The organism is Paraburkholderia lebeckiae (genome assembly GCF_014201005.1).
GTDB classification, from domain to species: Bacteria; Pseudomonadota; Gammaproteobacteria; order Burkholderiales; family Burkholderiaceae; genus Paraburkholderia; species Paraburkholderia tuberum.
On the sequence record NZ_JACHDK010000036.1, the window covers coordinates 16320 to 41907 of the forward strand.

24 protein-coding genes and 1 pseudogene are annotated in these 25588 nt (G+C 61.1%); 9 read left to right on the top strand and 16 right to left on the bottom strand.

Annotated elements, in window-relative coordinates:
- Positions 1-77 precede the first annotated feature (77 nt).
- The 7 genes from HDG39_RS32645 to HDG39_RS32675 all read right to left on the bottom strand — a co-directional run bounded on the left by HDG39_RS32645 (position 78) and on the right by HDG39_RS32675 (position 5248).
- Positions 78-587, bottom strand: a complete 510-nt coding sequence (locus tag HDG39_RS32645; RefSeq protein ID WP_184012147.1) for a Tar ligand binding domain-containing protein — start codon at positions 585-587, stop codon at positions 78-80.
- Positions 588-675: 88 nt separating this feature from the next.
- A complete protein-coding gene (locus HDG39_RS32650; RefSeq protein WP_184012149.1) occupies positions 676-1041 on the bottom strand; it encodes a BON domain-containing protein in 366 nt (121 codons plus the stop codon).
- A gap of 40 nt (positions 1042-1081) precedes the next feature.
- Positions 1082-1825, bottom strand: coding sequence for an SDR family NAD(P)-dependent oxidoreductase (locus HDG39_RS32655; RefSeq protein ID WP_184012151.1), 744 nt, complete (start codon positions 1823-1825; stop codon positions 1082-1084).
- A 20-nt stretch (positions 1826-1845) separates the two neighbouring features.
- Positions 1846-2343, bottom strand: a complete 498-nt coding sequence (locus HDG39_RS32660) for a bacteriohemerythrin (protein WP_113061893.1) — start codon at positions 2341-2343, stop codon at positions 1846-1848.
- 26 nt (positions 2344-2369) lie between these two features.
- Entirely contained in the window at positions 2370-2915 is a 546-nt protein-coding gene (locus tag HDG39_RS32665; RefSeq protein WP_184012153.1) for a cupin domain-containing protein, read from the bottom strand.
- 28 nt (positions 2916-2943) lie between these two features.
- Entirely contained in the window at positions 2944-4059 is a 1116-nt protein-coding gene (locus HDG39_RS32670) for an alcohol dehydrogenase catalytic domain-containing protein (RefSeq protein WP_221305948.1), read from the bottom strand.
- A 115-nt stretch (positions 4060-4174) separates the two neighbouring features.
- Entirely contained in the window at positions 4175-5248 is a 1074-nt protein-coding gene (locus HDG39_RS32675; RefSeq protein ID WP_184012156.1) for a porin, read from the bottom strand.
- A gap of 475 nt (positions 5249-5723) precedes the next feature.
- Between HDG39_RS32675 and HDG39_RS32680 the strand changes: the two genes are divergently transcribed.
- From HDG39_RS32680 to HDG39_RS32695, 4 genes are read left to right on the top strand one after another with little or no spacing between them, the layout of a single operon-like run.
- Positions 5724-7073, top strand: a complete 1350-nt coding sequence (locus tag HDG39_RS32680) for an aromatic ring-hydroxylating dioxygenase subunit alpha (protein WP_184012158.1) — start codon at positions 5724-5726, stop codon at positions 7071-7073.
- A gap of 25 nt (positions 7074-7098) precedes the next feature.
- Positions 7099-8121, top strand: coding sequence for a ring-hydroxylating dioxygenase ferredoxin reductase family protein (locus HDG39_RS32685; protein WP_184012160.1), 1023 nt, complete (start codon positions 7099-7101; stop codon positions 8119-8121).
- Between the two features lie 34 nt (positions 8122-8155).
- Positions 8156-9481, top strand: coding sequence for a M20 family metallopeptidase (locus HDG39_RS32690; protein WP_184012162.1), 1326 nt, complete (start codon positions 8156-8158; stop codon positions 9479-9481).
- A 19-nt stretch (positions 9482-9500) separates the two neighbouring features.
- Positions 9501-10898, top strand: a complete 1398-nt coding sequence (locus HDG39_RS32695; protein WP_184012164.1) for an amidase — start codon at positions 9501-9503, stop codon at positions 10896-10898.
- Between the two features lie 22 nt (positions 10899-10920).
- On the opposite strand, the gene HDG39_RS32700 is transcribed toward HDG39_RS32695, so the two are convergent.
- Together HDG39_RS32700 and HDG39_RS32705 are read right to left on the bottom strand one after the other, a co-directional pair.
- Positions 10921-11493, bottom strand: coding sequence for a winged helix DNA-binding protein (locus HDG39_RS32700; protein ID WP_184012166.1), 573 nt, complete (start codon positions 11491-11493; stop codon positions 10921-10923).
- 567 nt (positions 11494-12060) lie between these two features.
- Positions 12061-13188, bottom strand: a complete 1128-nt coding sequence (locus tag HDG39_RS32705; RefSeq protein ID WP_184012168.1) for an aminotransferase class V-fold PLP-dependent enzyme — start codon at positions 13186-13188, stop codon at positions 12061-12063.
- Between the two features lie 233 nt (positions 13189-13421).
- Between HDG39_RS32705 and HDG39_RS32710 the strand changes: the two genes are divergently transcribed.
- The gene (locus tag HDG39_RS32710; RefSeq protein WP_184012170.1) at positions 13422-14036 is read left to right on the top strand and encodes a tyrosine-type recombinase/integrase; all 615 of its coding nucleotides are present in this window, start codon (positions 13422-13424) and stop codon (positions 14034-14036) included.
- Between the two features lie 376 nt (positions 14037-14412).
- Here the strand turns inward: HDG39_RS32710 and HDG39_RS32715 are convergent, their stop codons facing one another.
- Both HDG39_RS32715 and HDG39_RS32720 read right to left on the bottom strand, forming a co-directional pair.
- On the bottom strand, positions 14413-14922 hold the full coding sequence (locus tag HDG39_RS32715; RefSeq protein WP_184012172.1) for an EamA family transporter: 510 nt from the start codon (positions 14920-14922) through the stop codon (positions 14413-14415).
- A 290-nt stretch (positions 14923-15212) separates the two neighbouring features.
- Positions 15213-15491: pseudogene (locus tag HDG39_RS32720) on the bottom strand (ATP-binding protein); the annotation flags it as partial.
- 68 nt (positions 15492-15559) lie between these two features.
- Here HDG39_RS32720 and HDG39_RS32730 point away from each other — a divergent pair.
- Positions 15560-17136 (top strand): IS3 family transposase gene (locus tag HDG39_RS32730; RefSeq protein ID WP_260328433.1). Its coding sequence is split into 2 segments (ribosomal slippage): positions 15560-16019 and positions 16019-17136, totalling 1578 coding nucleotides; the frame shifts between segments, so codons are not numbered across the junction.
- Between the two features lie 80 nt (positions 17137-17216).
- On the opposite strand, the gene istA is transcribed toward HDG39_RS32730, so the two are convergent.
- Both istA and cynS read right to left on the bottom strand, forming a co-directional pair.
- Positions 17217-18743, bottom strand: a complete 1527-nt coding sequence (gene istA, locus HDG39_RS32735; RefSeq protein WP_184012178.1) for an IS21 family transposase — start codon at positions 18741-18743, stop codon at positions 17217-17219.
- Between the two features lie 495 nt (positions 18744-19238).
- Positions 19239-19682, bottom strand: a complete 444-nt coding sequence (cynS, locus tag HDG39_RS32740; RefSeq protein WP_184012180.1) for a cyanase — start codon at positions 19680-19682, stop codon at positions 19239-19241.
- Positions 19683-20605: 923 nt separating this feature from the next.
- Between cynS and HDG39_RS32745 the strand changes: the two genes are divergently transcribed.
- Positions 20606-20932: a hypothetical protein gene (locus HDG39_RS32745; RefSeq protein WP_184012182.1), complete on the top strand. Its 327-nt coding sequence runs from the start codon at positions 20606-20608 to the stop codon at positions 20930-20932.
- Between the two features lie 284 nt (positions 20933-21216).
- Here the strand turns inward: HDG39_RS32745 and HDG39_RS32750 are convergent, their stop codons facing one another.
- From HDG39_RS32750 to HDG39_RS32760, 3 genes are all read right to left on the bottom strand, one after another.
- The gene (locus tag HDG39_RS32750; RefSeq protein ID WP_184012184.1) at positions 21217-21480 is read right to left on the bottom strand and encodes a hypothetical protein; all 264 of its coding nucleotides are present in this window, start codon (positions 21478-21480) and stop codon (positions 21217-21219) included.
- Positions 21481-21715: 235 nt separating this feature from the next.
- Positions 21716-22420 carry a hypothetical protein gene (locus HDG39_RS32755; RefSeq protein WP_184012186.1) on the bottom strand — a complete coding sequence of 235 codons (705 nt, stop codon included), beginning with the start codon at positions 22418-22420 and terminating at the stop codon, positions 21716-21718.
- A 250-nt stretch (positions 22421-22670) separates the two neighbouring features.
- Complete coding sequence (locus HDG39_RS32760; protein ID WP_184012188.1) at positions 22671-23792, bottom strand: FRG domain-containing protein; 1122 nt, start codon at positions 23790-23792, stop codon at positions 22671-22673.
- 430 nt (positions 23793-24222) lie between these two features.
- Between HDG39_RS32760 and HDG39_RS32765 the strand changes: the two genes are divergently transcribed.
- Both HDG39_RS32765 and HDG39_RS32770 read left to right on the top strand, forming a co-directional pair.
- Positions 24223-24435 carry a hypothetical protein gene (locus tag HDG39_RS32765; RefSeq protein WP_184012190.1) on the top strand — a complete coding sequence of 71 codons (213 nt, stop codon included), beginning with the start codon at positions 24223-24225 and terminating at the stop codon, positions 24433-24435.
- An 8-nt stretch (positions 24436-24443) separates the two neighbouring features.
- A complete protein-coding gene (locus tag HDG39_RS32770; protein ID WP_184012192.1) occupies positions 24444-25385 on the top strand; it encodes a hypothetical protein in 942 nt (313 codons plus the stop codon).
- The last annotated feature ends 203 nt before the right edge of the window (positions 25386-25588 follow it).

The following is a 25588-nucleotide window of genomic DNA, read 5'->3' on the forward strand; positions in this document are numbered from 1 at the left end:
CAAACTGAAGTACATGAGGCTGATTCAACTTCGCTTTGGCCCCTCCACCGAAGGGCTTTCTCCGACGCCGTCAAGCGTCAACTCAAACCGCCGCCGGCGCTTCCATGCTGAATGAAGACACGACCCGGGCCAGATGGCCGGCCTCGTCGCGTAGCGCGTTCGCGGCGTTCGCGGCCTCTTCCACCATCGCGGAGTTCTGCTGCACCGCTTCGTCCATCTGCATGACCGCGCGATTGGTCTGGTCGATGCCCGCCGACTGCTACTGCCGCAACCGACAGCAGGCGCACGGTGCCGTAGGCCGCCTGCAAGCGCTCATATTCGTGCTGTCCCGCTTCCATCTGCATCGCGATCAACCCGTCGAGTCCGTCCTGCACCGGCGCATAGAGCGACTCCATCGGCCCATGAACGATCGTGGCGATGCGCGTGACGTCGTGGGCCTGCACGAGGCGCGTCTCGTACACCGCTTTCAACGACGCGTTCACCCGGCCAATACTGCTCGGCCCGAGCATGCCTGTCCCGGTCAGGAGCAGACACAGGAAAGCCATCGGGATGGTCAATCGCGACTTGATGGTGATGCCGTCAAACATGCACGTCCTTCTTTTGGCTGATTCCGTATTGATTCGTCGTCCCGGGCGTGATCGTTCAACGTCCAATTGCTCGCGCCGGGACGACGTCTCATTGCCCCACTGGTCGTATGGTCAACTGGTTGTTCACCGACACGACACCGGGCACACCTTGGGCCGTGCGCAACGCAAGCTGGAGTTGGGACTGCTCCGGCACCCACCCCTGCAAAGTGAGCGCGCCGTCGTTCGCGCGTACTGCAATGCCCGACGCGTTGAGGCCCTTGGTGTGAGCCAGCGCGCGGCGCACTTTCTTCTGCAGTTGCCGGTTCGCCGCGCGCGTCGCGCTTTTGCTCTCGCCCGAAGCCGCGCTTGCAGCCGGCGTCGAAGCCGTTGCACTTGCTCCCTGAGCATTTGCGCCGAAGGCAACCAGCGCGAGAAGCGCGCCGCCGATATACCGTGCTGCACGATTCGATTTCATCGTTCTTTCTCCTTGTGTCCCGTGAGCCTGAAACTGTCGTTCAGGTTGTCATGCCGCCGTCGACGGACAGGCTGGTGCCCGTCACGTAGGCCGCCTTGTCGGAGAGCAGCCAGAGCACCGCGTCGGCGACTTCATGAGGCTGGCCGATGCGGCGCATCGGAATCATGTCGTCGAGCAGGTGCACATCGCCGTTGGTCGAGCGCATGTAGTTCGGCGTCTCGGTTGCGCCCGGACACACGGCGTTAATGCGGATACCGCTACCGGCATATTCCTTCGCGACTGCGCGCGTGAGGCCGACTACTGCGTGCTTGCTTGCAACGTAGTGAGCGATGCCATTCATGCCGCGCAAGCCGAAGATGGACGCGTTGTTGACGATCGCCCCGCCGCCCGCGCGCAGCATCGCTTCAACCTGATACTTGACGCCGTAATAGACGCCCTTGAAGTTCAGATCGATCACCCATTCCGACTCTTCGACCGGAGTCTGGTCGATGGGCTTGAAGTCTGCGTGGCCGCCCGCGTTGTTGAATGCGAAGTCGAGCCTGCCGAAGCGCGACTCGACGAATGCGACGAGCGCCTCGTTGTCCTCGCGACGCGAAACGTCGGCCGAGCGGATTTCCGCGCGCCCTCCGGCTCGCTGGATTTCGTCGCGCACTGCCGCAAGCTTTTCTTCACCACGCCCAGCGAGCACGACGATCGCGCCCTCGCGCGCCAGCGCCAGCGCCGCCGCGCGCCCCATGCCCGAGCCGCCGCCCGTTACGAGTCCCACCTTGTCCTTCATGATCATGTTTAGCTCCGTTACTTCGTTCAGGCCACTTCGGCCACCTGCAGATCGCGTCGCAACACGACGGGTGCGCCGCCATGCATCTTCTTGTTGATCCACGCCGACAACGCCGAATCCATATAGTCGGCGTGGCCTGGAAACCAGTCGGCCAATGCCTGTGCGAGACGCTTGACGTCCTGCAGGCCGACCTGGCCAATGGCTGCGAGTGCGTTCACCTTTTGCACGGCCTCCATCACCCGTTGGTGCTCGTCGAGATGGCATTCGGCGGCGGGAAAATCGGTCTTTTCCATCCATTCCTGCTCGACTGCGAAGTGGGACAGCAGATGCGCCTCCACCGCCTGCAAGCAGGCCAGCGCCGTATGCTGCGTACAACCGGCGAGCGCCGTCACCACTTCGACAAACTCTTCATGCGCGGCGTCGATCGGCGCGTGACCGAGCAACATCGCGTCGCTCCATTCCAGCGTTTCGGCGCGTGGTGCCCTGGGCGGCCCGTCGTGGGGATGTTCTGCTTGCTGACTCATCGTTTGCTCTCTCACTTCGTTTGCCGTTACCGCGCTGCCTGCGTCTCGGCGCCGATCAAAACCGCCACCATCACCGCCGGCGCCGTGCCGCGATTACGCCACGCGTGGCGCGTGCCGTTCTGGATCACGATGTCGCCCGCCTGCAAATGGCGAATCTCGCCGTCATCGAGTTCGAGCCACAGTTCGCCGGAAACGATGATGTCGTAGTCGACCGACGTGGTGCGGTGCATGCCTGAGCCATCGGGTTCGAATGCCTGGGCGAGGCCTGGCAGATGGGCTTCGTATTCCGCGCCAGCCGCAACCGGGTCGAAGTCGCCGGAATCGAGCGAGCTCTCGGGCGGGAACTGCACGACGAGCAGGCGCGTGCCATGCGGATCGGGCACGACCGACTGAATGCCGACCACCGGGTCCTTGCCGTCGTGTGGCAGGGGCGCCACGTCCTGCAGCGTCGCCCATGCCAGCGTAGTCTGGAAGCCGGGCACGGCTGCGTAGTCGTGCGTATTGGCGACGGGGCCATCGGAGACGATGACTGACTTGCCGTCTTTCTCGCCTGTCACGACGCGTCTTACCATGATGTTCTCCTGTTCGATTCGGGCTGTTTCATTGAACGATGACGACGTTGACGAAGCCGCCAGCGCGTTTTTCTGCTTCCGAGAGTGCTTCGTCGGCCTGATCGAGCGTGTAGCGGTGGTGTTCGAACACACCGAGATCGAGCGTGCCGGCCGCAGCCATCTTCGCCAGGTCCTGGCCTTCGGCAACCGAGAACCAGAGCGAGCCGATCACGCTGACCTGCGCGCACATCATCTCGTGCAGGTTCAGCGGTAGCGGGTCAGTCATTGCGCCAATTTCGACGAGCCGGCCACCACGCCTGAGTGCCGCCATGCTGTCGAGCGTGACCTGATGCGAGGCGCCCGGCGCGATCGCGTCGATGACCGCGTCGACGCCCACACCGTCTGTCTGCTCGCGGGCCCAGTCGGCCAGCGAGCCGGTGCCGTACGAAAACGTGCGGATACGCTGCGGATCGAGTGCACGCACACGGGCGAGCAGCGCTTCGTTGCGCGCGACGCACAGGATGCGAGTCGCGCCCATCGCGCGTGCGATCTGCACGGCGCCCAGACCCAGCGTGCCGCTTGCGCCCACGATCAGCACGGTCCGGCCCGCGCCGACGCCTGCCTTGCGCAGACCAGAATACGCGGTGCCGAGGTAGCCGAAACGCGCGGCCTGCTCGAAGCTCACTGCTTCAGGCAGCTTGACGAGGCCGTCGGCGGGCGCCGTTGCGAACTCGCTGAAACCGCCGTATGGGTATTGCCGGTACATCGCCTTCGATTGCGGGCCAAAGCCGAAGTAGCCCTGAAACGTGAAGGCCACGCAGTTGATCGACTGACCTGTCCGGCACGCGTCGCACGATCCGCACGAGCGGCCCGGATTGATATAGACACGATCGCCCGGCACGAGGCCGGTCACGGCGCTGCCCACCTCGGCAACCACGCCGGCCGCATCCAGCCCGTAGATAGCGGGCAGATCCGGCACGGTGAGGTAAGCACGCTCGCCGTAATTGCTCATTACGTTGCGCAGATTCGGCACGACGCCGGACGCCTTCACGTCGACGAGGACGTCGGTCGGCCGCAGCAGTTCAGGGCGCGGGATCGTGTCGAGCACGAAGCGACCGCCGGGTTCGTGTACACGCATCGCGCGCATGGTGGAGTGGTTGCTCATGGTGGTATCTCCTGTATGTATTTGGTGGGTCTTGACTGGCTTGCGCCAGTCGAGAAGCGCGGTGCCACAGCCTCGGTGTGTTGAGCGACGGGTTCCGCGTGGTCAGGTCATATCGTCAGAACACGTGCTGCAGACCGATGTCGACCGCCGTCTGCCGGCCGCCCGACGAGGGTCCCGGCACAAGCGAAATCCAGGCGGGACCGCCCGAGGCCTGCTGCAGCGCCAGCGCTGAGTAGATGCTCGTGCGTTTGGAGAGCGAATACAGGACCGACAACGTCTCCTGACTGGCCTTCTGGCCTTTCAAGACGTCGTTGCCTTTCATGTACTGGTAAGCGAGATTCGTGTGCAGGAACGGGGAGACCGTCCACGTCACGTCGGCCTCGTAGACACCGACACGCGCGCCGTTCTGCGTGTTCTGCGTGCTCGTGTACATCGCGGCGAGCTCGGTCGGCCCCACGACCCACGAAGCGGCCAGACCCATGTTGCGGATACCGTCGTTGCCGTTATTCAACTCGGGATACTTGATGTATGTGTACGCGCCATTCAGCGCGACGGCGCCGATGTGATAGTTCAGGCCGAAGCTCTGCCCGCTATCCTGACCGAACGAACCAGCCTGTCCACCGAAGCTGTACTGCGCGCCCATCGAGAGGCCGCCGACTGTCGGGCTCATGTACTTGACCGAGTTCGCGATCGGAGCGCCGAGCGTGCGGTCGAAGTCGAACGAACCGTTGCCCGGTGGCCCTGGAATATTCAGGCCCGAAAACGAGCCTTGCCGCAGCCCTAGAGAATTGACGAACGGGAAGGCCGGGCCCCAGTGATCGACCACGAGCGAATAGAACATGAAGTCGATCTGATTGCCGGCGGTCAGCGTGCCCCAACGGTCGTCACGCAATCCCACATAGGTTTCGTGCCCGAACAGCCCGTTGGTGGATTCGCCGTTGTTCAGGCTGAACATGCCTTCGAGCTTGAATATAGCCTTCAGGCCATTGCCGAGATCTTCGGTTCCGCGAAAGCCGAACAAATTCGGCGCCATCGTGTCGGGGTCGGCCAGCCAGTTACTGTGACCGCCCACGTTCGACACATACATCACGCCCGTATCGATGATCCCGTAGATTTCGACGCTGCTTTGCGCATGGGCGTTAGCGGCCAGCGCGATGCCGATCAGTAGTGCAGACTTCTTTATTTTCACCGGGTTCTCCTCTTCCTTTCGTCAATAGCCTTTGCTGCGCCCGCTGACCGGGCGAGTTGCCAGGCGGCGGCTTTTCAGCACACGTTTCGTGTTGTTTCTTTTTCCCTGCGCGTCGCTCTGCTCGGGTACCGGGTTCTCGTCCGGGACGCATTCTGGGCGGGAGCATCGCTAGGGACAACCCTCGGAAGATCGCCCACAGCGGCACCCGCCTCCAACCAGCACATCGCCCGCTCAGCGCCTTCCCACGGGCGTTCGCCGATTTCCATCGCGTTATGTTCAATCGATTTACGATCAACGAACGACTGAAGATTGATTGAAAATAAATTGACTGTCAATTTATGTTTCCGTAGTCTTCACTCACAGCATCGGATGAGACGCGCACGGCGAAGCGCATCGAGCCGCGACAAGCTGTACAGAAATCAGCGCTCGTGAGCAGTCACGAGACGCGCCCCAGCCCACACATCAGGAGCACTCCATGAGCGACACGCCCATCGTCCGCCGGCGCAGCACCGGTCAGCGACTCAACGAGATCAGCGATGCCCGCGTCAACGACGCGAAAGTCCAGAGCCAGTACCAGCCGTACAAGGACGCGGCATGGGGCTTTATCAACCACTGGTATCCGGCGCTCTTCAGCCATGAATTGCCGGAAGATGCCGTAGAAGGCATCCAGATCTGCGGGGTTCAGATCGTGTTGCGCCGCGTGAAGGGCAAGCTCTACGCGCTGAAGGACCAGTGCATTCACCGCGGCGTGCGGCTCTCCGCCAAGCCGATGTGTCTTACCGAGGACACGATCAGCTGCTGGTACCACGGGTTCACGTTCGACCTGGAAAGCGGCAAGCTCGCGACCATCGCCGGCAATCCGGACGACAAGCTGATCGGCACGACAGGTATCACGACCTATCCGGTCGAGGAAGTCGCGGGCATGATCTTTGTCTTCGTGCGCGAAGACGACTATCCGGATGAAGACGTGCCACCGCTCGCGCACGACCTGCCCATCCGCTTCCCGGAGAACGACGAACGCTTCCCGCATCCGCTGTGGCCGTCCGCGCCGAGCCTGCTGGACAAGGACGTCGTCGCGTACGGCATGCACCGCACGGGTTTCGCGAACTGGCGCATTGCCTGCGAAAACGGCTTCGATAACGCGCACATCCTCGTGCACAAGGACAACGCGATCATTCACGCGAAGGACTGGGTGCTGCCGCTTGGCATCGTGCCGACCGCGGACGACTGCATCGCGCCGGTCGAAGACGAGAACGGTCCCAAGGGCCTCGTGCAATGGCTCTTCACGGAGAAGTGGAACCCCGTCCTCGAGAACGAGAGAGTCGACCTCAAGGTCGAGAACGTCAATGCCCGCCCGTACCGCACCTCCGTGTTCATGCCTGGCGTGCTGATGGTCGAGAACTGGCCGGAAGAGCATGTCGTCCAGTTCGAATGGTATGTGCCGATCACTGACGACACCTACGAGTACTGGGAAATCCTCGCGCGCGTGTGCCCGACCGACAAGGAGCGCAAGGACTTCAAGTATCGCTACGACTATCTGTTCAAGCCGCTGTGCCTGCATGGCTTCAACAACTGCGACCTGTACGCACGCGAAGCGATGCAGGATTTTTATGCCGATGGCACCGGCTGGGACAACGAACAACTCGTTGCAACCGACGTATCGCCGATCACCTGGCGCAAGATTGCTTCGCGCTGGAATCGTGGCATCGCCAAGCCAGGCAATGGTATCGACGGCACCATCAAGGCGTCGAGCATCCGCATGAAGCGAACCGCAGACGGTAAACGTCCTTCGTACTTCGTCGAGAAGATCGAAGAGGATCATTAATCACAGCAGTACTGAAGGTATCCGTATGTCTTCCGTTAAAAACGTCACATTGAGCTTTCGCGACGGGAAAGCGACATCGGTTGCCGTGCAGCAGGGCGAGAGCGTGCTGGACGCTGCTCTCGCCGCAGGTATCCCGGTCATCCACCAGTGCCGGTCGGGATCCTGTTCGAGCTGTATGGCGAAGCTTGTCGAGGGCCGCGCCGGCATGCGCGCGGGTGCCAGCTCGACGCTTCTGCGCAGCGAATACGAGGCCGGCGACCGGCTGCTGTGCCTGACCGAACCTGAAACCAACTGCACGTTCACGCTGAACTATGCGAGCGATGCGGCCGACGTGCAGGCGGTCAAGGCGCACGCATTCGTCGACAGCGTCGAGAAAGTGGCGTCGAACGTCGTGCGCCTGCGGCTCGAACTGGCCGAAGGCGCGTGGCTCGACTTCAAGCCGGGGCAGTTCATTCAGGTACGCGTGCCGGGGACGAATGTCACGCGCAGCTATTCGCCCGCCAGCACGGCGGCCGATTTGCCGAAGCTCGAACTACTGATTCGTGTGCTTGAAGATGGCGTGATGTCGAAGTGGCTGGAGCAGGAGGCGAAACCCGATGACGTTCTCGAAATCGAAGGCCCGTTCGGCAGTTTCTTCCTGCGTGAGAAGGTGCCTGCGCCGCACATCATGGTGGCGGGCGGGACCGGCCTCGCACCCATCCTGTCGATGATCGACGCCCTGCGTCGCCAGCCCGGACGCAAGCCGCCGATCCTGCTGAGCTTTGGCTGTGCAACGCCCGAGCAGCTTTTCTGCCTCGACGATCTGGAGCTGCGTCGGCAATGGCTGCCGAATCTCAAAACGCGCATCTCGGTAGACCACCACGCGAGCGGCGAACTACTCGCCGGCAATCCCGTCGATGCGATCGGCGAGGCCGACGTGACGCACGAAAGCGCCGTCGCCTATCTGTGCGGTCCGCCGCGCATGATCGAGGCGGCCACGACAAAGCTCGTGAATCTCGGCCTGCGCCCGGAAAACATCTACGCCGAACAGTTCGCGCCGTCGAACTGACCACGTATCGCAACGCAATCTGGAGGTATCCATCGTGGTCAGCACCACGTCACTGCCCTTTTCTTCCGAGCAACAGGCCTGGTACGACCGGGCCTGCGCAAAGCTCGACGCGCGGCGGCTGCAACAGCTGCTGTTCAAACTCACGGACATTCACAGCCCGACCGGCGCCGCGCGCGACGCGAGCCAGTTCATGGTCGGGCATCTGGCGAGCGTCGGCCTGAGCGCAAGCTATCGACCCATGAACGAGCGCACCGGCAACGTCGTCGCCGAGAAACGCGGCAGCGGCGGCGGTGCCGCGCTGATGCTCTACGCGCCCATCGACACCCATCTCGAGGGCGACGAAAGCGACGACCCGTGGATCGGTCCGCCCGATTTCGCGGACCTCAAGCCGCGCGCACGTATGGAAGGTGACTGGGTCTACGGCCTTGGCGCGTCGAACCCCAAAGGGATGATCGCCACGCTGACTGAAGTCGCGACCGCTCTGATCGAGGCCGACGTGCCGCTGGTCGGCGACCTGATCGTCGCGATGGCGGATGGCGGCATGCCCGTCGATCTCGCCGCGCGCGACCACGCGGGCATGTCCGCAGGCGTCACGCACCTGTTGAGCCGAGGCGTAGCGCCCGACTTCGCGATCGTGATGAAGCCCTGGAACTGGGTCTATCACGAAGAACCCGGCATGGGTTGGTTCAAGCTGAAGGTCAAGGGCACACTCGGTTACGCGGGCGTGCCGCGCGACACGCCGGGCTTTCGCAGCTCGGTCGTGCCGGCCGCGCACGTGATACTCGAACTCGAGCAATGGCTGATCGAGTACGCCGAGCGCAATACGTCCGGCGCGGTCAAGCCGCACGGCTGGATCTCGGGCGTGCGGGCGGGCTGGCCTGAGCGGCCGGCGTTTCCTTCGGCCGTCACCGAGATTTTCTTCGACGTGCGCATCAATCCCCGTACCTCACCGGGCGAAGTGAAGGCGCAGTTCGCCGCATTCGTCGCGGCACTACGGGAGCGTCATCCCGATTTCGATCTCGACTGGGAAATGTATGGCTCCGTGCCCGGCGGCACGACGTCCCCGTCGAACTGGATCGTGCAGTCCGCGCGGCGCGGCTGGGAGCATATCGAGCAGCGTGCGCATCCGACGCCCGACCTGCTCGGCGGCCAGACCGACGGTGCCGCGCTGCGCCGCTTCGGCATTCCGACCGCACGCATCGGCTGGCCATGGCCCGCCGAAGGCTCGCCGGTGCCGGTGGCCGAGGGGCTGGGCGGCATGGGCGCGACCTACATTCCCGACCTGATGCCTTGCGCGCACAAGATCATGTACGCCGTGATCGATACGCTCACGCGGCAGCGCGCAGAGCTCGGACTTTGAGTACGGAGGCAGATTGACCATGTCCCATTCCGGACTGCACTACATGGAGGTGCGCGAGTTGGCGCGCCTGATCGCCACGCGCGAGATCTCCCCCGTGGAAGTCACGACCGCGATGCTAGAACGCATCGAGCGGCTCGACCCCACGCTGCACAGCTACGCGCTCGTAATGCGTGACGAGGCGCTCGCATCCGCGCGCGAAGCCGAACGAAAAGTGCTGAATGGTGAGGCGCTCGGGCCGCTGCACGGCGTACCGCTGGCGGTGAAGGACCTGTACTGGTGCGCGGGTTCGCCGACTGCCGCCGGCACGATCATTCGTCGCAACTTCGTGCCGACCGAAGACGCGACCGCCGTCAAGCGGCTGCGCGATGCCGGCGCGATCGTGCTCGGCAAACTTCAGCTCACGGAGGGCGCATTCGCAACGCATCACCCCGAGATCGCCGAGCCGGTCAATCCGTGGCATCCGGGGCACTGGGCGGGCGCGTCGTCGAGTGGCTCCGGCGTCGCGACGGCGGCGGGGCTATGCTACGCGTCGCTCGGTACCGATACGGGCGGCTCGATCCGTTTTCCCTCTGCAGCCAACGGTCTCACCGGCATCAAGCCGACGTGGGGACGGGTGAGCCGTCACGGTGTGTTCGCACTCGGCGCCAGTCTCGATCATCCGGGCCCCATGGCGCGCAGTGCAGCTGATGCCTCGCTGCTGCTTGGTGCGATTGCCGGGCACGATCCACTCGACCCAACCTCGTTGCCCGAGGCCAGATTCGTGTTGCCGGACGACGCGCACGATCTGGGCGGACTGCGAATCGGCATCGATGCCGAGTGGAACAGCAATGGCACCGACGACGTCATCGTGCACGCGCTTGCGCGGGTTGTGGAAGTGGTGAAGTCGCTCGGCGCTCAGGTGGAAGAAGTGCGCGTTCCCGATGTGCGCACGGTCGTCGACGAGTGGCAGGTCAACTGTGGTGTGGAAGTGGCGGTGGCCCATGCCGACACCTATCCGCGGCTCGCGGCGCACTATGGGCCAGCGCTTACGCGCCTGATCAAGATTGGTCGCGAAACCAGTGGGATGGCGTATCAGCAGGTCCTGTTGAACCGTGCCGCGCTACGCGGAAAGATCAACCGGCTCATGAGCGGGATCGATCTGCTGATCGTGCCGATGCAGCCGTTCGCCGCGCCCACACATGAACAGCTTGGCGCGCTCGCGCAGGACCCGGAACTCAATGCGCGCCTGATCCAGTTCACGGCACCGTTCAACTCCACCGGCCATCCCGCGATCGCACTGCCATGCGGGCTCACGCAGGGCGGCCTGCCAATTGGCTTCCAGTTCGTTGCGGCTCATGGCGCCGAAGCCCTGCTGTGCCGCGCCGGCATGGCGTACCAGAAGGCTAGCGACTGGCACAGGTTGCATCCGGCGCTGTGACTTGCGCGGCCGCGGTCGCCGGTTAAGCGGACTTGCGCGAAGCCTTCGGCTTCGGCGGCGGCTCGTCGGTTTGGGGCGTGATGGTCGCCGAATCGCGAGCCGCTTCCTCGTAAATGCCGGTCAGGAGAGACATGAAGCGCGCGCCGCGCTCGAACTTCTCGTCGACGTCGCTGATCTCCTCGAAACGCTTGACCAAAATCTCCTGCCGGACCTTGTTGTATTCGTCGGTCAGCTTGACGCCAAGCTCGCTCGCCGTATACGAGTAGGTCTTGCTGTTCTTGTCCTTGAGCTTTTCGATCAGGCCGGCCGATTCCAGCTTGCGCAAGCTGTATTGAATGTTCGGGATGTCATCCCGATTCATCAGCCGCGCGATGGTCGCGCTGTTCTTCGGACGATCCTGCATGCGGATCACGTGCAGGATCACATGCTCCTGATACTTGATATCAACGTCGGCCGCGATCGTGATCATGCCCGTGGTCAGCACAAAACGCGAAAACGACTCGTAAAAGCGGATCAACGCCCACTCGAACTCCGTAGCCTTGTACTCCGTGTCCGATTTGGCCAGGTGCCAGCCGCGGTAAAACTTGGGTTCCATACTTCGCTCAACCTTCCATGGTTTCAACAGCCAGTGCCGCCCGGCAAGGCTGGGAACGCTCCAATACGCGTCAATGTGCTGCGTGCGGCTCCGACAGCGGGCCACGGCCTAACTGCCCGCCACCAGACGCGAAAGATTGGCTGTCGATCTTTTATCAACTACCAATTGGTTTTGAAGCGATAGTATACCAACCCTCGGTTCGGCACCCCGGAGCGTCTGTCGTTACGCGCCTGCATGGGGGGACTCACTGGAGCGGGCAGTTTCGCTGAATCATCGACGAACTCCGCCCAGTGCAAGTGACCACTCTATCCGGCGGCCATCGCAATGGGCGATGTCCAAAAAGGCAGCTCCGGGTCGCAAATACTCGTTCGCTTTCCGCGGGACGAGTCATTCGCGACCACCGACCTGTGGATGACAGGAAAGCGCCCCATACCCGTCTGACCGGCACCCATGCTCGAATGTCGGCTCAGGCCGAATCGTGCGCGTAGCTTGTTCGGCAGGTTTCGGAGTCTTCCTGCCGATGCGGTTGCAAGGGCGAGCCAGGCGCACATGCTCCGGAAAAGCGCTCTAAAGAATACTGTCCAACGCCTTGGCGAGCCTGGCGACCGCGCCTTCGACGTCATGCAGTTTGTCCAGGCCGAACAATCCGATGCGGAAGGTCTTGAAATCCTCAGGCTCGTCGCATTGAAGAGGAACGCCTGGCGCGATCTGCAAGCCGGCGTCGGCGAATTTCTTCCCTGATCGTATGCCGTCGTCGTCCGTGTAGCTGACCACCACGCCCGGAGCCTGAAAACCTTCGGCCGCCACGCTTTTGAAACCTGCGCCAGTCAACAGTAAGCGAATGCGCTTGCCGAGTTCAATCTGCTCCGCTCTCACTTTGTCGAAGCCGTATGCCTCGGTTTCCTTCATGACGTCGCGCAGCGTCGCGAGACTGTCCGTGGGCATCGTGGCGTGGTACGCGGATCCACCGTGCTCGTAGGCTTCCATGATCTGCAGCCATTTGCGAAGATCACAGGCGAAACTAGTGCTGGTTGTTACGTCGATTCTTTCGCGGGCGAGAGGGCTGAGCATAACCAATGCGCAGCAGGGTGGCGCGCTCCATCCTTTTTGCGGTGCGCTGATCAGGACATCGATGCCGCTGGCCTGCATGTCGACCCAGATCGTACCGGAGGCGATGCAATCCAGTACAAACATGCCGCCGACCGCATGAACAGCGTCGGACACCGCGCGCAAATAGGCATCAGGCAGCATCGTCCCGGACGCGGTTTCGACATGCGGCGCGAAGACCAGATCCGGCTTGTTTTCCCTGATCGCAGCGACCACTTCTTCGATCGGAGCAGGTGCATATGCGGCCTGCCTTCCTTGTCCGACCGGACGCGCCTTCAACACCATCGATTCAGACGGAATTTTGCCCATGTCGAAAATCTGCGACCAGCGGAAACTGAACCAGCCATTGCGGATGACCAGACACTTCCTGTTGGTCGCGAACTGCCGGGCAACAGCTTCCATGCCGAAAGTCCCGCTGCCCGGGACGATAACGGCCGACTTCGCGTTGTAGACTTTTTTCAGGGCGTCGGAAATATCGCGCATGACTCCTTGGAAGAGCTGCGACATGTGATTGATCGATCGGTCGGTGTAGACGACCGAATATTCGAGGAGTCCCTCGCGGTCGACATCGGGAAGTAAACCTGGCACGTTCGCCTCCGGTAATAGACGAATAAAAGAATCGAAAATAGATTCTAACGAAAGCCACCTGCAACGGCATCGGCCGAGATGCCCCCGTTACCCATCCGGCAACTTTCGGCGCGGACCAGCCGTCGAGTCACGCCGGTTTGGAATGCTCTAGTCGCAACAATCGGCACGATTGCGAACCTTGGCCGGAGCGTGGTTTCAAAATGGAACTCCCATCTTTCTTGTGGGAGTATGTCATGAAGACCGAACAATCCCGTCAGGCGTGGAACAAGGGCAAGCTGGTCGGCCAGAAGCCACCGCTCAGGCCCAAAGACGTTTGGGCCATCCGGATCCACCTTCAGAACGCTCATGCTGTCCGCGATCTTGCCTTGTTCAACCTCGCAATCGACAGCAAACTGCGCGGCTGTGACCTCGTCAGTCTGCGGGTTCGCGATGTCACCCACGTCAATCAGGTCTTGCAGCGGGCGCAGGTCGTTCAGCGAAAGACGCAGCGTCCCGTTCAATTTGAGCTGACTGAGCCGACCCGGTCTGCAGTCCGCGCGTGGCTTGAGAAGGCCGCCCTGAGGCTGGAGCAGTACCTTTTCCCAAGTCGACTATCCGCGTCCCCACATCTTTCAACCCGGCAATATGCCAGGATGATACGGCGATGGGCGGGCGCAGCTGGACTTGATCCGACCGTCTACGGCACACATTCGATGCGCCGTACGAAGGCAACCCTGATTTACAAACGCACGAAGAACCTCAGAGCCGTCCAGTTGCTGCTCGGCCATAGCAAGATTGAAAGCACAATCAGGTACCGTGGCATCGAAGTAGATGACGCGCTTGAGATTTCGGAACAGACTGAACTCTAGGGCATCGGTGCTGGCCGCACGAATCGATGTTGACGGCGGGGTTCGTGCGACCGCTTTCCGTCGCGGCTCTCTTCGGGCGAGGCGGGCAAGTTATCGCCGCTCGCCCATCCTTCGAAGCCGTCACTCGAATGACTGGAGCGCATCGGAGAACCGCCCGATAACTGTCTGGTACAGTTCGGCCTTTGCCGACGCTGGGGCGGTCTGGGCTGTGCGTCAGCAATGTGGCGGATTGCTGTCGGTGGCGGCATCGAGCAACCCGACGGCAGCTTCCTGCATCAGCGAACTCACACTCCCGACCCCTAGCTGCCATCAGGGTCCCGATTATCAAAATGACCGCTTTCGAGCTGACAGCCGCCAAACTACCTTCGCCTGACTTTCAGACTGCGCACTGCGCCTTGCATCCAATGATTCGCAGCAACGTTTTCCCGAATTGCATGATGCAGACGCCGGCCAGAATCAGCACGACGGACAGGTAGTCGATCGTCGTAGTCGGTTCCCCAATGATCACGGCGCTGATTACAAACGCAACGACCGGAGGAATGTAGGTCACGCTGGATGCCGCAAGCGCACCGAGATGTTCGAGATGTTCGACGACGTAGTAGTACGCCAGATAGGCGATACCCGTGCCAAGCAGACCAAGGCCGACGATTAGCCCGATGGCGGCCTGCGGATGTGTCGTCAAAGCGCCAATCCCATCGAAGGGCGTGAATGCCGCGAGATACGTCGCAGCGAAGCCGACCTGATACGTCGTCAGCGCGACGCCTGGGATTTTCAATGGCGTCAGGAATTTGCGCGCGTAGATGAATGACATGCCCATGCTGCACGACCCTCCGAGCATCCAGACCACCCCCGTCATGTCCTCAGGCTGCTCGGTCTGCAACCGCATCAAAGCGAAACCTTCAGGCTTTCGGCCGATCAATTTTTCATCGGGAAGACTGGGACGGCTATGAGTCGAGTGAACGCATTGTCTTTTCGGATCGCGACACCGAAGAGCAAACTCAGGAAACCCTGGAGAGGCTCATCGCGGCGATTTTCAGCCCGATAGAGATAGCCGACCAGTGGACGAAGCCGGAAGGCCACGTGCCAGAGGGCGACCGCCAAAGGCGTTTGGATGACCGTTACCCGAAACCGAAGCCATTCAAGCTCAACAATGAGCAGTTCCTGAAACGCGCATACGCCAGTGCCAGGTCCACCCACCAGAACGATGTTGTGCGCCGAGTCGATGAACTCACACTCGTACAACTGGCGCACCAGCGCTTCGTTGGCGTCGCTGCAACTGAAGTCGAAGCCGCCGATGTCGCGATACGCCGGGAAGCGTGCCGCCTTCATCTGGTACGCGAGTGAACGCACTTCGCGCTCTGCGATTTCCGCCTTGAGCAACCCGGCAAGCACCAGCGAAGCCGACTTGTAGGCCGGCGAGTCCTGCGCGGCGAGCTCGCCTAACGCCTGTGCCATACCGCCCCCTGCCTCACACTAGATGTCGCCTCTGAATTTTCTTGATTTGAACAACTCAGAGGTGCAGGTTGAATGCCAAACAGACGTATTCTGTCGAATTCAGGGAGCAGGCGCTGGCAAAGGTCCTGCAACGAGGCAACCGGTCCGTAGGAACGGTTGCCTCGGAACTGAACATGAACGTATTAACCTTGAGGAAGTGGATCCGCGTGTCTAACGCCGCAAACCGCAACCAGGGGCCAATCGATGCACGGCGCCCGGAAGACTGGTCTTTGGAAGAGCGCCTGCTGGCCTTGCAGCAGAGCCATGGACTGAGCGACGAGGCGCTGAACGTGTGGTGCCGCGAACGGGGCGTGTTTGCCCATCATCTGGACCAGTGGCGCGCCCAGTTCTGCTCGGCCAGCACCGCGAGCATCGCACGTGCAAACGCTCCAGAGATGCGCGAGCTGAAACAGGCCAACGCGCAACTGCAGCGCGAACTCAAACGCAAGGAAAAGGCTTTAGCGGAGGCCGCTGCGTTGCTGGTACTTTCAAAAAAGTATCAGGCGCTGTTCGGGGACGAGGACGAATGACCTCCCTTGAAGAGCGCGCGACATTGCGGGAGCTGATCGGTGAGGCGACTACAGCCGGGGCTCGTCAGGCACGCGCATGTGCCATGCTGGGGTTAAGCCCGCGCACCGTGCAGCGCTGGCAAGGCGGCGGTCCTGACGCGGTGGATGGGCGCACCTTGCGCCGCCATGAACCCGCCCACAAGCTGTCTGCAGAGGAACGCGCCGAACTGCTGGCGGTGGCCAACTCAGCCGAAGTCGCTCATCTGCCACCGAGCCAGATCGTGCCACGCCTGGCCGACCAGCAACGCTACATCGCGTCGGAATCGACGTTTTACCGGGTACTGCGCGAAGAGAAACAGCTCGCCCACCGGCGCAGTGAACGACCGGCCCGCGCCTGCAGCAAGCCACGCGCGGTATGTGCCGATGCACCCAATCAGCTGTTCAGCTGGGACATTACCTACTTGCCGACGACGGTTCGTGGGCAGTATTTCTATCTCTATCTGTTCATGGACGTGTTCAGTCGGATGGTCGTCGGCTGGCAGGTCTATGCCGAAGAGAGCAGCACCCAGGCCAGCGAGCTCCTGAAGGACCTGTGTGCGCGTGAAGCGATCAAACCGGGTCAGGTGATCCTGCATTCGGATAACGGCGGCCCGATGAAGGGCGCCACGATGCTCGCCACTCTGCAGGCTCTGGGTGTCATACCGTCATTGAGTCGACCGGGCGTGAGCAACGACAACCCGTTCTCGGAGTCGTTGTTCAAAACACTGAAGTATCGGCCAGCCTATCCTCTGCAGGCGTTCGACACTCTATTTGCCGCGCGCGCCTGGGTCACCGGGTTGGTGCGCTGGTATAACCACGAACATCGTCACAGCGCGATCCGCTTCGTCACGCCGGCCCAGCGGCACGCCAACCTCGACCAGCAGATTCTGGATCGTCGCGCGACGCTCTACGAAGCAGCAAAGCAGCGCAACCCGCTACGTTGGAAAGGCCCCACGAGAAACTGGAAGCGCGTACACACGGTCCATCTGAATCCCGATCAGACAGATAAATTCGAACCCATCAAACGCGACCACCGACAGGAGCAAAAAGCCGCCTGAATTTAATCGTTGAGGCGACATCTAGCTTGAAATTTACCGTACCGTGCAGCTTGAGTGACTTGAGCATCTGCATCATGACGTCAGGCTGCATGATCGTCCTCCCGATTCCTCAGGCGGTCGTAGCGGCCCACGTTGGCCTGTGGCTCAACCTTCAGCGCGAAGGCCTGGGGCGTCTGCAGCGGCGGCACAGGCGGGCTGTCGAGCAGCCGGCTCAGGATGTTCAGCACCGTCTGCTTGTTCGGTGCGCCGGCCTCGAACGCCAGCTCGACTGCAGTGAGCACCATCTGTTCGTCGTGCAACAGGACCAGCGCCAGAATCTCCACCATCTCCCGGTCGCCGCCGGGGCGCTTCAGCAGCACGCCCTGCAGCTTGCGGAAGCCAGCTGGAAACTCGGCGAAGGGTGCACCGTTGCGAAGCGCTCCAGGTTTGCGCTGCAGGACTGCCAGGTAGTGACGCCAGTCGTAAATGGTTTCGCCGTGGTCATGGCTGCGGTTGATGCAGCGCTCGTGCTCGGCAATCACCTGGCCTTCGGCGACGAACACGAGTCTGGCTGCGTAGACGCGCAGACTGATGGGCCGGTTGGCGAACGACGCCGGCACGCTGTAGCGGTTGCGCTCGAAGTTCAAAAGGCAGGTCGGCGAGACGCGTTTGGTGTGTTCAACGAAACCATCGAACGGCTGGCCGACCGGCATCAGGTGTGGCCGCTCGGCCGACCACGCATCCCAGATCGTCGTGTCCTGCTCTGGATGCCGCGTCTGCTGCCACAGCAGCACGCACTGGTCGGCCAGCCAGTCGTTCAGCGCGGCCAGCGAGCCGAACGTCGGCACCTTCTGCCAGAGCCGGTGGCGGCTGTCCTGGACGTTCTTCTCGATCTGCCCCTTCTCCCAGCCGGAGGCGACGTTGCAGAACTCGGCGTCAAACAGGTAGTGGCTCACCATCGCGCTGAAGCGCGCGTTGACCTCGCGCACCTTGCCAGGACGCACCCTGTCGACGGCGGTCTTCATGTTGTCGTAGATGCCGCGGCGAGGAATGCCGCCCCACGCAACGAACGCGTGATGATGCGCGTCGAACAGCATCTCGTGGGTCTGCAGCAGGTAGGCGCGCAGGAAGAAGGCCCGGCTGTGGCTGAGCTTGAGTTGCGCAACCTGTAGCTTGGTGCGCTCGCCGTCGATGACGGCCCAGTCCTCGCTCCAGTCGAACTGGAACGCTTCGCCAGCGGCAAACCGCAGCGGAACAAACGTCCCGCGCCCGGTCGTCCTTGCCTGCTCGTGCTGTTCCTGTCGCCAGTGCCGGGCAAACGCCGCGACACGGTCATAGGAGCCAGTAAAGCCCAGCACGCAGAGGTCCGCGTGAATCTGCTTGAGGGTTCTGCGCTGTTTGCGGGGCCGGGTCGCCTCGGTCTTCAGCCAGCCAGCAAGCTTCGCAGCAAACCCGTCGAGCTTGCTGGGGCTGTGGCGTTCGGGATAGGCGGGCAGTACGGTGCCGGCCCGTATGTAACGCCTGACCGTGTTTCTGGACACGCCCAGCCGTTTGGCAATCTCGCGCAACGAGACATGATCGCGAAAGTCCCAGCGTCGGATGATGCTCAATATAGCCACGTCGATCACTCCGTTCCCCCGCCCGTTGCCGAGCAGGTCAGTGTTCTACGTGGGTCAATATTCGATGCAAATTACTGCGTAGGGTGGGTCAGGATTCCGTGCAAATCAACACTGGGACGGCTATGAGTCGAGTGAACGCATTGTCTTTTCGGATCGCGACACCGAAGAGCAAACTCAGGAAACCCTGGAGAGGCTCATCGCGGCGATTTTCAGCCCGATAGAGATAGCCGACCAGTGGACGAAGCCGGAAGGCCACGTGCCAGAGGGCGACCGCCAAAGGCGTTTGGATGACCGTTACCCGAAACCGAAGCCATTCAAGCTCAACAATGAGCAGTTCCTGAAACGCGCATACGCCAGTCGCCCGGTCGAACCGGAGGGACGGTATCCGCGCCAGTGCGGCAGGTTCTGCCGGCGCCGCAGCGTTGGGCGGCGCGGATCGACGAGCTGCTTCGCGATCGCAAGCGGCGCGCCGGGCGTGTCGCTTGCCCTGGCCGGATGACGCTATCAGTACGACTTGTAGGGCAGGAATTTGCCGCTGAGCACCACCTGGACCCGGTCGCCATTCGCATTCGGCTCGCGCTGGATATCCATCGAAAAGTCGATCGCGCTCATGATGCCGTCGCCGAACTCCTCGTGGATCAACTCCTTGATCGTGGTGCCGTACACATTGACGATCTCGTACCAGCGATAGATCAGCGGGTCGGTCGGCACCGCAGTCGGCAGCGAACCTTTGTACGGGACGATTTGCAGCCACGCGGTTTCTTCGTCGGTCAGATCGAACAACTCGCGGGCGACGCCGGCCTGTTTCGCATCGAGCGTCATCTGACCGAGCAGCGCGGCGGTCGTCCACTCCTTGCTCTTGCCGATCTTCGCGGCGATCTCGGCCCACGTCAGCTTGCCGGCAACCTTCGCGGCGACGATTTTCTTCGTGACGTCATTTCGATCCATGATTGAGTTCCTTTTGAAGAGCCCGGCAATAGGGTTGAGAGAGGTGCAGTGATAGTGATAGTAATAATAATCTTGGTTGAGATAACAGGAGTGGCCGTCCGGCGTCGCGCTCACTAGATTCGCTGAATCACGCCGAGTTGCGCGCCCACGACTGGCGCGCTGGGATAAACACCGGAGTCCATACGCGGTATCCACCCGGAGCCGGGATCGCTTTCTTCGACGCTGGTGTCCAGCACGCCATTCAGCAACGCCAAGCCGGCGCTCGCATCCGATTCCGCAACTGCAGATAACGCTCGGCGGTTCTCGGCCCATATCATTTCGTCCCGAACCGGTTTGCGCGAACATCCAGCCGGCATCGGGCTTTTCGCCGGTGTCATTGCCAGAGCGCAGTACCTTCGGTCTATCAACCGCCCCTTACCAGGACCTCCTTCTCCCCTCCCGCTCCCCCTTTCCCTCTCGCTTATCCACCTCACGCTCGCGCCCGAAGCGACTTAACGAACAATGTCCGACTTTTCCTAAGCGGGCTGTGACACTTCATATTTGCGGCGTTGTCGACGGCGTCAAGTCTGGACTGCAGGACTTTCTGCCGCGCCCTATAATCCTCAAGCTTTTCACTGTCCCTAACGAGCCGAGGCCATTCAATGACCCAGATGTCCCGGCGACAATTCCTGAAGGTCTCCGCACTACGCTCGCCGGACCGAGTCGTCGGCTGGAGCGGAAGTTCGGCGCCGTGCCTGCGCGAGCAGCGGCAACGCCTATTCTGAATGTTTTGCCACCCTTCGATCGGCTCCAGAGCACCGACGCGGCACGATGCGGGCTGGCTCAAGCGCACGGGGGGTGCAACATGGGGGCCAAGGCGGTACACCGCAATCGCGCCAGGCTAGGTTTGGCGTATCAGGCACGCTTTCAAGAAGGAGTCCATCGTGATGCAAGCCAGCGAAATCCAGAAGCGTTTCACGCACCTACAGCAATCCATCGAGCAGGCTTCGCAAACCTGTCGTACCGACGCCACCCTCCCCAAGGACCTCGTCGAGTGCGTTGATGAGCTAGATCAACAATCCGCGTCGGCAAAGAAAGTGACGACTTCGAACGATCAGGATCGCACGCGCCATTGGGTGGACGATCTTGAGCGGATCGGCGACAGCGCAGAAAAAGCGTGCGAACGGGCTGCGAATGTCAATGCCGGGACCAAGAAAGCAGTCAGTTCGGTTCACGCCGAACTGAGCGATCTAAAGAAACAGCTACATTAATCTCATTCACATCATGTGAGCGGTCGCCGCGTGCGTGAGCGACCTGCGGCGGGGACATTCGCGCTGATCCGCTCCGCCGCCCTCGATCGATATTACAAGCAGATCTTCCCCGCTTCGAACACGATGTCGGTCGCGACGTTCGACTGGCGGAGCAGGAATGCCTTACTGCGTATAGGACTTCAACGCCTGATGCCCTCGAGTGGCGCCACACAGACTGAGCGTTCGGTGCTGGAATGGCCGTTGCCAAGCCGGATCTTGAGGCGGGTGCCGCGCCTCACAGCGATCTAGCGCTTCTGTCTGAGCAAGTCAAATTGGCGCTGTTGTCTCAGCGAATTCAGTTCGCGCTGCTGCCTCAGCAAATCCAGGTCGCGCTGTTGTTTCAGTAATTGGAGTTGTTCGTTCTGGAGTTCGATCTGTTGCTTCCGCGCTTCCAATTGCGCTCTATAGGCCCCCATGCTTTGGTCAGCCAGCGCTTCCTGCGGGTAAGTCTGCGCGTAGGTGATGGAACAGCCAGCCGCCAATGTCGCAGCAACGATAAGTGCTTTCATGATGCCCCTCGCACGGATGCTCCTTTGAAATGTCTTAGGCCAGAAAGGCCGGACATCGGCGGGACCGACGTGGCTATCGGCGTCGTGCCTGGATCGGTGATTGCGTATGTTGAGCGAGCGGCGTGCGTGGCAACGAGAGGCCGGGATCGACCCGTTGCCGCCATTCGAATTTGCGCAAAGCTGCCGTTCAGTTACCCATACTAAAACCCACGCATCAGATCGACGTTGGTTCGACTCATCGAGGCGCGACGACCACGCGCAACGTGCCGACGCTTGGAGCATGCGGACCGGCTGCGCTCGAGGAAACTGCACCCAGACCACGAAGTACAGCCGAGGCCAGAACCGTGAACGGAGTGTGGGCCCAACCCGCTTGCCTCATTGCCTGCATCTCCATAGCCTGCAATTCGGCTTCGGTCATCGACGCCGTGACGATCGTCACGCCCGACGGCTGACCATCCACGGACATCGCGATGGGGTCCGTGTTGGACCTTGGGACCGGGATCGGCGCCAGGCCGGTTATCCTCCACCCGGCAGCCTCAAGCGCTCTCGCTATCTGCTGAGCCACGTCGAAGCATTCAGGGTCGTCCCGGAGGTACATAATTTCAACGGGTTCGGACGGTTGCCCTCGAAGCTCTTCTAGAAACGCGTCACGTTGGAGTTGCCGGTGACCCACCTGCCGGCGCAACTCCTCTAATTTGAGTTCGGCTTCGCTGCTTCGAGCGTGCGCTTCCGCGCTACGGGCGTTTGCCGCCGCGATTTGTGCCTGAGACTGGGCCTGCGTCACGTCCGATATCTTGTGACCGATGACGGCTGTGAACAGGCCGCCGAAAACCGCGACTCCGCCCGTTATCGCGGTCACCCAGAATCCGATCACGCACAGGCGATCCCAGACCTCGATCGAAAACCCCCAGAACCCCATAGAACCGCTCCCCGTACTCATTCTTCTCTCCGGTGGGTCACGGAACGCCGTCCAACGCTCTTCGGTCACTGCGGCAGCCATCGGCGTTCTTTCGTGCGATCGTAGCACGGTCGTGCGAGCGCGGAGACCGGCACAACGCTCCGCTTGCGACGGTGCAGAGCGCCGTCAGAACTGGACTTGAACCACGGGCATCTCAACGACCCCGAGCGGTCCTTCGATTTTCCCGGAAGCGGACCTTGAGTAAATGTGCAAAACCACAAGGCGCATCACATCAGGTTGGGAAGAACCGTTCACTCAGTTCCTCGCACACTCCGTCTAGACCGGGAAAGAGCGAGCCCGCAGTCACCCCCATCATTGCAAGCTCCTTCATCACCGTTTGCCGGCTCCTGACGGGAAGATCGATCGCATTCAGATAGTGATTCCCTGATTGATGCTCCACTCGGGCAATGTATTGCTCTACATCAACGACATTGGTCAGTCCAGAAAGTGCTTGTTGGGGTATTAGCCTCTGGTTCTCAACTGGCAGGAATTCCAACAGCGAGAAATGCGGCTGCGCCGGGGCTGTCATGGCAATCTGGCTGTAGTCGTTCCACCACTGCTGCCGGTCGAACTGGTGAATCCGGACCCGTTGTTCGGCCGCATCATCGATCGCGTCGGCATTCTTGATTTTGTGATATGCAAAGTACGCGGCGACAAACGGCGAGTACGACCAGTCGATCAGTGGTGTCGGGAAGCCGTGGTGTTGCGCCAAGTGCAGCATCGCCCCGTTCTCGTCACTGTTATTTCGGTTGAACAGGTGTTTAGTGTGCGCGCTCAAGTGCCGATGTAGCACTTGCATATCCTCGCCGGTGTATCGAACCAGATCGCATCGGCCTGTTCGATGAAACTTCGACCTTAGCCTCCACGGCTCGCGCTGACCACGAAAGACGTACCGACGAGCGTCAAGTTGCGCTACGTGTTGCTTGAACTGCTGCCAGTCCATGACAACCGGCGTTAGCTCTGAGGGTCTTCCAGCGTCGCTTGTGTAAAGGGTCGCTTGGCCTTGAGTGCCGATGTTGGATTGCCACGTTAGCGTCATCCTCGTTTGCTGCCAGGCGACGACGGCTTGGATGATGGTGCCGAAACGCATCTTAGGAAACACCCGCTCCAATTCTTGCCATGGCACCATTCGTGCAGTCACTGGGTGAATGGGGTTCACTAGGACGAGGGCCTGTACGGGACTGTCTTGCGGTTCGAACGGAACAATGCGTCCCACAGTGACCGTTCCGGTGCTGCCTTGTCCTGGAAACAGTGAGACCCCACCGCCGACCATCTCTCCGATCCGTTCCGCATCAACGACAATCCTTCCGTGCCACCCGGTTGCCGTAAAGTCACCGATCCATTGACCCAGCATACTCGCCCCGATTTTTATGAGCAATCGAACGGCAATTGTCAGCTATCTGAGTCTTGGTGTCGAACCGCTGGTGCTGGCCGAACCCGGGCGTCCCGCCGCGCTCCGCGGTAGTCCACGATGAGATATAAAGTGACCAGTCTATAGTTGGTGCGACTGTCGCAGACTGTCGGGGCGGAGTACAGGCCGACGGGTCATCCGAGTTATGACGTGGTGCTTTTCTACGCGGAGTGCGGCCCGTGAGTGGCTGGTATGCCTCGCATGCGGCGCGCAGGACGGGCACGGATAATGCAGACCTTGTTGGCAATCTCCATTGCTGACTTCGATTTGGGAATGTCCAATATCGTCGCCAACGAGTCTCACCGAACGAAAACGACCTTGAACGGTTGCCTACAGCACGCCATAATCGAATCAAGATCAACGGGAGGAGCCCATGCGCGTATCCACTGATGTTAGCGAAGAGGCTTGGGCAGGACTGCTTGATCTCGCCGGTGGCGATGCCAAGTTGGTCATGAAAGCGCTCGAGCCCGACGCCAATGGTGACCCGGTAAAGTTCGAGGACGCCCTGCAGCGTATCGTGCAGATGCGTCTTGAACTCGATCGGGCCGTGTACGCCCATAACCTGACCAAAGTTTCCGGCACCTAGGTCAGTGCGTGTCGTCCCTTGCATGGGCCACAGTCGTCGTCGCAATCCTGCTCACTCCGGGTGCGATCTTCTTTGTCGGGCTCTATGCGCCTCAAGCGGTCAGCCGGGAGACAGTCGCGATTAGTCCACTGGGACAGCTTGCGGCCATCGTCTGCATTTCTTTTTTTCTGCATGCCCTGTTCTACCTGCTGATCAACTACGTTCTAGTCGCAGCATGCCCCTGGATACTGGCAGTTGATCCCATTGCTTTCTTTCCGATCCTGCATGCCGATGCTGATCCGTTGCTGCTTGGCCGGCGCGCGGGGACCGAACTCCAACATCATGTCTTTCACATTACGCTGTATTTTGCGGCAATCGACGCCGTAGGCTACGGCGTGGGCGCGCTGTTTGGCTTAGCTATCGAAAAGCAAATCCCCTTGTTCAAGACCCTCGCTCGGCATCCGTGGCTATACAACATCAGTGGGGCAGGACTGGATCTCTCAAAAGGGAAGACCTTCATCTACGTCTCTGCGCTCTCGAAGATCCAAGCGGACGGCCAAGTCATCCTATACGAAGGCAACCTCAGCAATATCTATGTGAAGGCGGATGGCACGATCAGCTATATGACGCTGACGCGGGCCAGCAGCAGCATCGTTGCGCTGCCCACGCGGCCACCCGTGAGCACTTCCGAACGGGCTGAAGGGATCCCGTTTTCACCGGGCAGCATACAGGGTGGCCCGCCATGGCCGCTGCAGCAGCATACCGATGTCCATCGATCGGACCGGCACCATAGCGACATGCTTTTTCTGGCTGGCGCCGAGATCAACAACTTCTATCTGGAGCGACGTATCGTTGCAGACATATCGAAGCTGACGTCTGCCCGCCTGAACGAACTTCTCAGAATTGCCCGGGAAAACTATCACACGCGTTCCAGCGCTGCAGCGGCCGGCACCAGCCAATCCGATAGTTAGCCTCGGTTCTTTGAATTCGAAACGAGCCGTGCGACCCAAAGGTGACTGTTCATGATATTGCGGAGCATGTGGCAGGGACATGAGTGTACCCGAGTGAAGTACTGTTCCGATTGAAAATCATCTAGCGGACCTCCTGCCGCCGCCCTGACGGGCGACGGGGTTAAAGTGAGTTTGCCAAAACTGCTTTAACCGGAGGGGGTCAT

Excerpts from the sequence above, each read along its gene's own strand:
- HDG39_RS32645 (WP_184012147.1), bottom strand. The coding sequence starts at position 587 with ATGTTTGACGGCATCACCATCAAGTCGCGATTGACCATCCCGATGGCT.
- HDG39_RS32650 (WP_184012149.1), bottom strand. The coding sequence starts at position 1,041 with ATGAAATCGAATCGTGCAGCACGGTATATCGGCGGCGCGCTTCTCGCG.
- HDG39_RS32655 (WP_184012151.1), bottom strand. The coding sequence starts at position 1,825 with ATGATCATGAAGGACAAGGTGGGACTCGTAACGGGCGGCGGCTCGGGC.
- HDG39_RS32660 (WP_113061893.1), bottom strand. The coding sequence starts at position 2,343 with ATGAGTCAGCAAGCAGAACATCCCCACGACGGGCCGCCCAGGGCACCA.
- HDG39_RS32665 (WP_184012153.1), bottom strand. The coding sequence starts at position 2,915 with ATGGTAAGACGCGTCGTGACAGGCGAGAAAGACGGCAAGTCAGTCATC.
- HDG39_RS32670 (WP_221305948.1), bottom strand. The coding sequence starts at position 4,059 with ATGAGCAACCACTCCACCATGCGCGCGATGCGTGTACACGAACCCGGC.
- HDG39_RS32680 (WP_184012158.1), top strand. The coding sequence starts at position 5,724 with ATGAGCGACACGCCCATCGTCCGCCGGCGCAGCACCGGTCAGCGACTC.
- HDG39_RS32685 (WP_184012160.1), top strand. The coding sequence starts at position 7,099 with ATGTCTTCCGTTAAAAACGTCACATTGAGCTTTCGCGACGGGAAAGCG.
- HDG39_RS32695 (WP_184012164.1), top strand. The coding sequence starts at position 9,501 with ATGTCCCATTCCGGACTGCACTACATGGAGGTGCGCGAGTTGGCGCGC.
- HDG39_RS32700 (WP_184012166.1), bottom strand. The coding sequence starts at position 11,493 with ATGGAACCCAAGTTTTACCGCGGCTGGCACCTGGCCAAATCGGACACG.
- HDG39_RS32710 (WP_184012170.1), top strand. The coding sequence starts at position 13,422 with ATGAAGACCGAACAATCCCGTCAGGCGTGGAACAAGGGCAAGCTGGTC.
- HDG39_RS32715 (WP_184012172.1), bottom strand. The coding sequence starts at position 14,922 with ATGCGGTTGCAGACCGAGCAGCCTGAGGACATGACGGGGGTGGTCTGG.
- cynS (WP_184012180.1), bottom strand. The coding sequence starts at position 19,682 with ATGGATCGAAATGACGTCACGAAGAAAATCGTCGCCGCGAAGGTTGCC.
- HDG39_RS32750 (WP_184012184.1), bottom strand. The coding sequence starts at position 21,480 with ATGAAAGCACTTATCGTTGCTGCGACATTGGCGGCTGGCTGTTCCATC.
- HDG39_RS32755 (WP_184012186.1), bottom strand. The coding sequence starts at position 22,420 with ATGAGTACGGGGAGCGGTTCTATGGGGTTCTGGGGGTTTTCGATCGAG.
- HDG39_RS32760 (WP_184012188.1), bottom strand. The coding sequence starts at position 23,792 with ATGCTGGGTCAATGGATCGGTGACTTTACGGCAACCGGGTGGCACGGA.
- HDG39_RS32765 (WP_184012190.1), top strand. The coding sequence starts at position 24,223 with ATGCGCGTATCCACTGATGTTAGCGAAGAGGCTTGGGCAGGACTGCTT.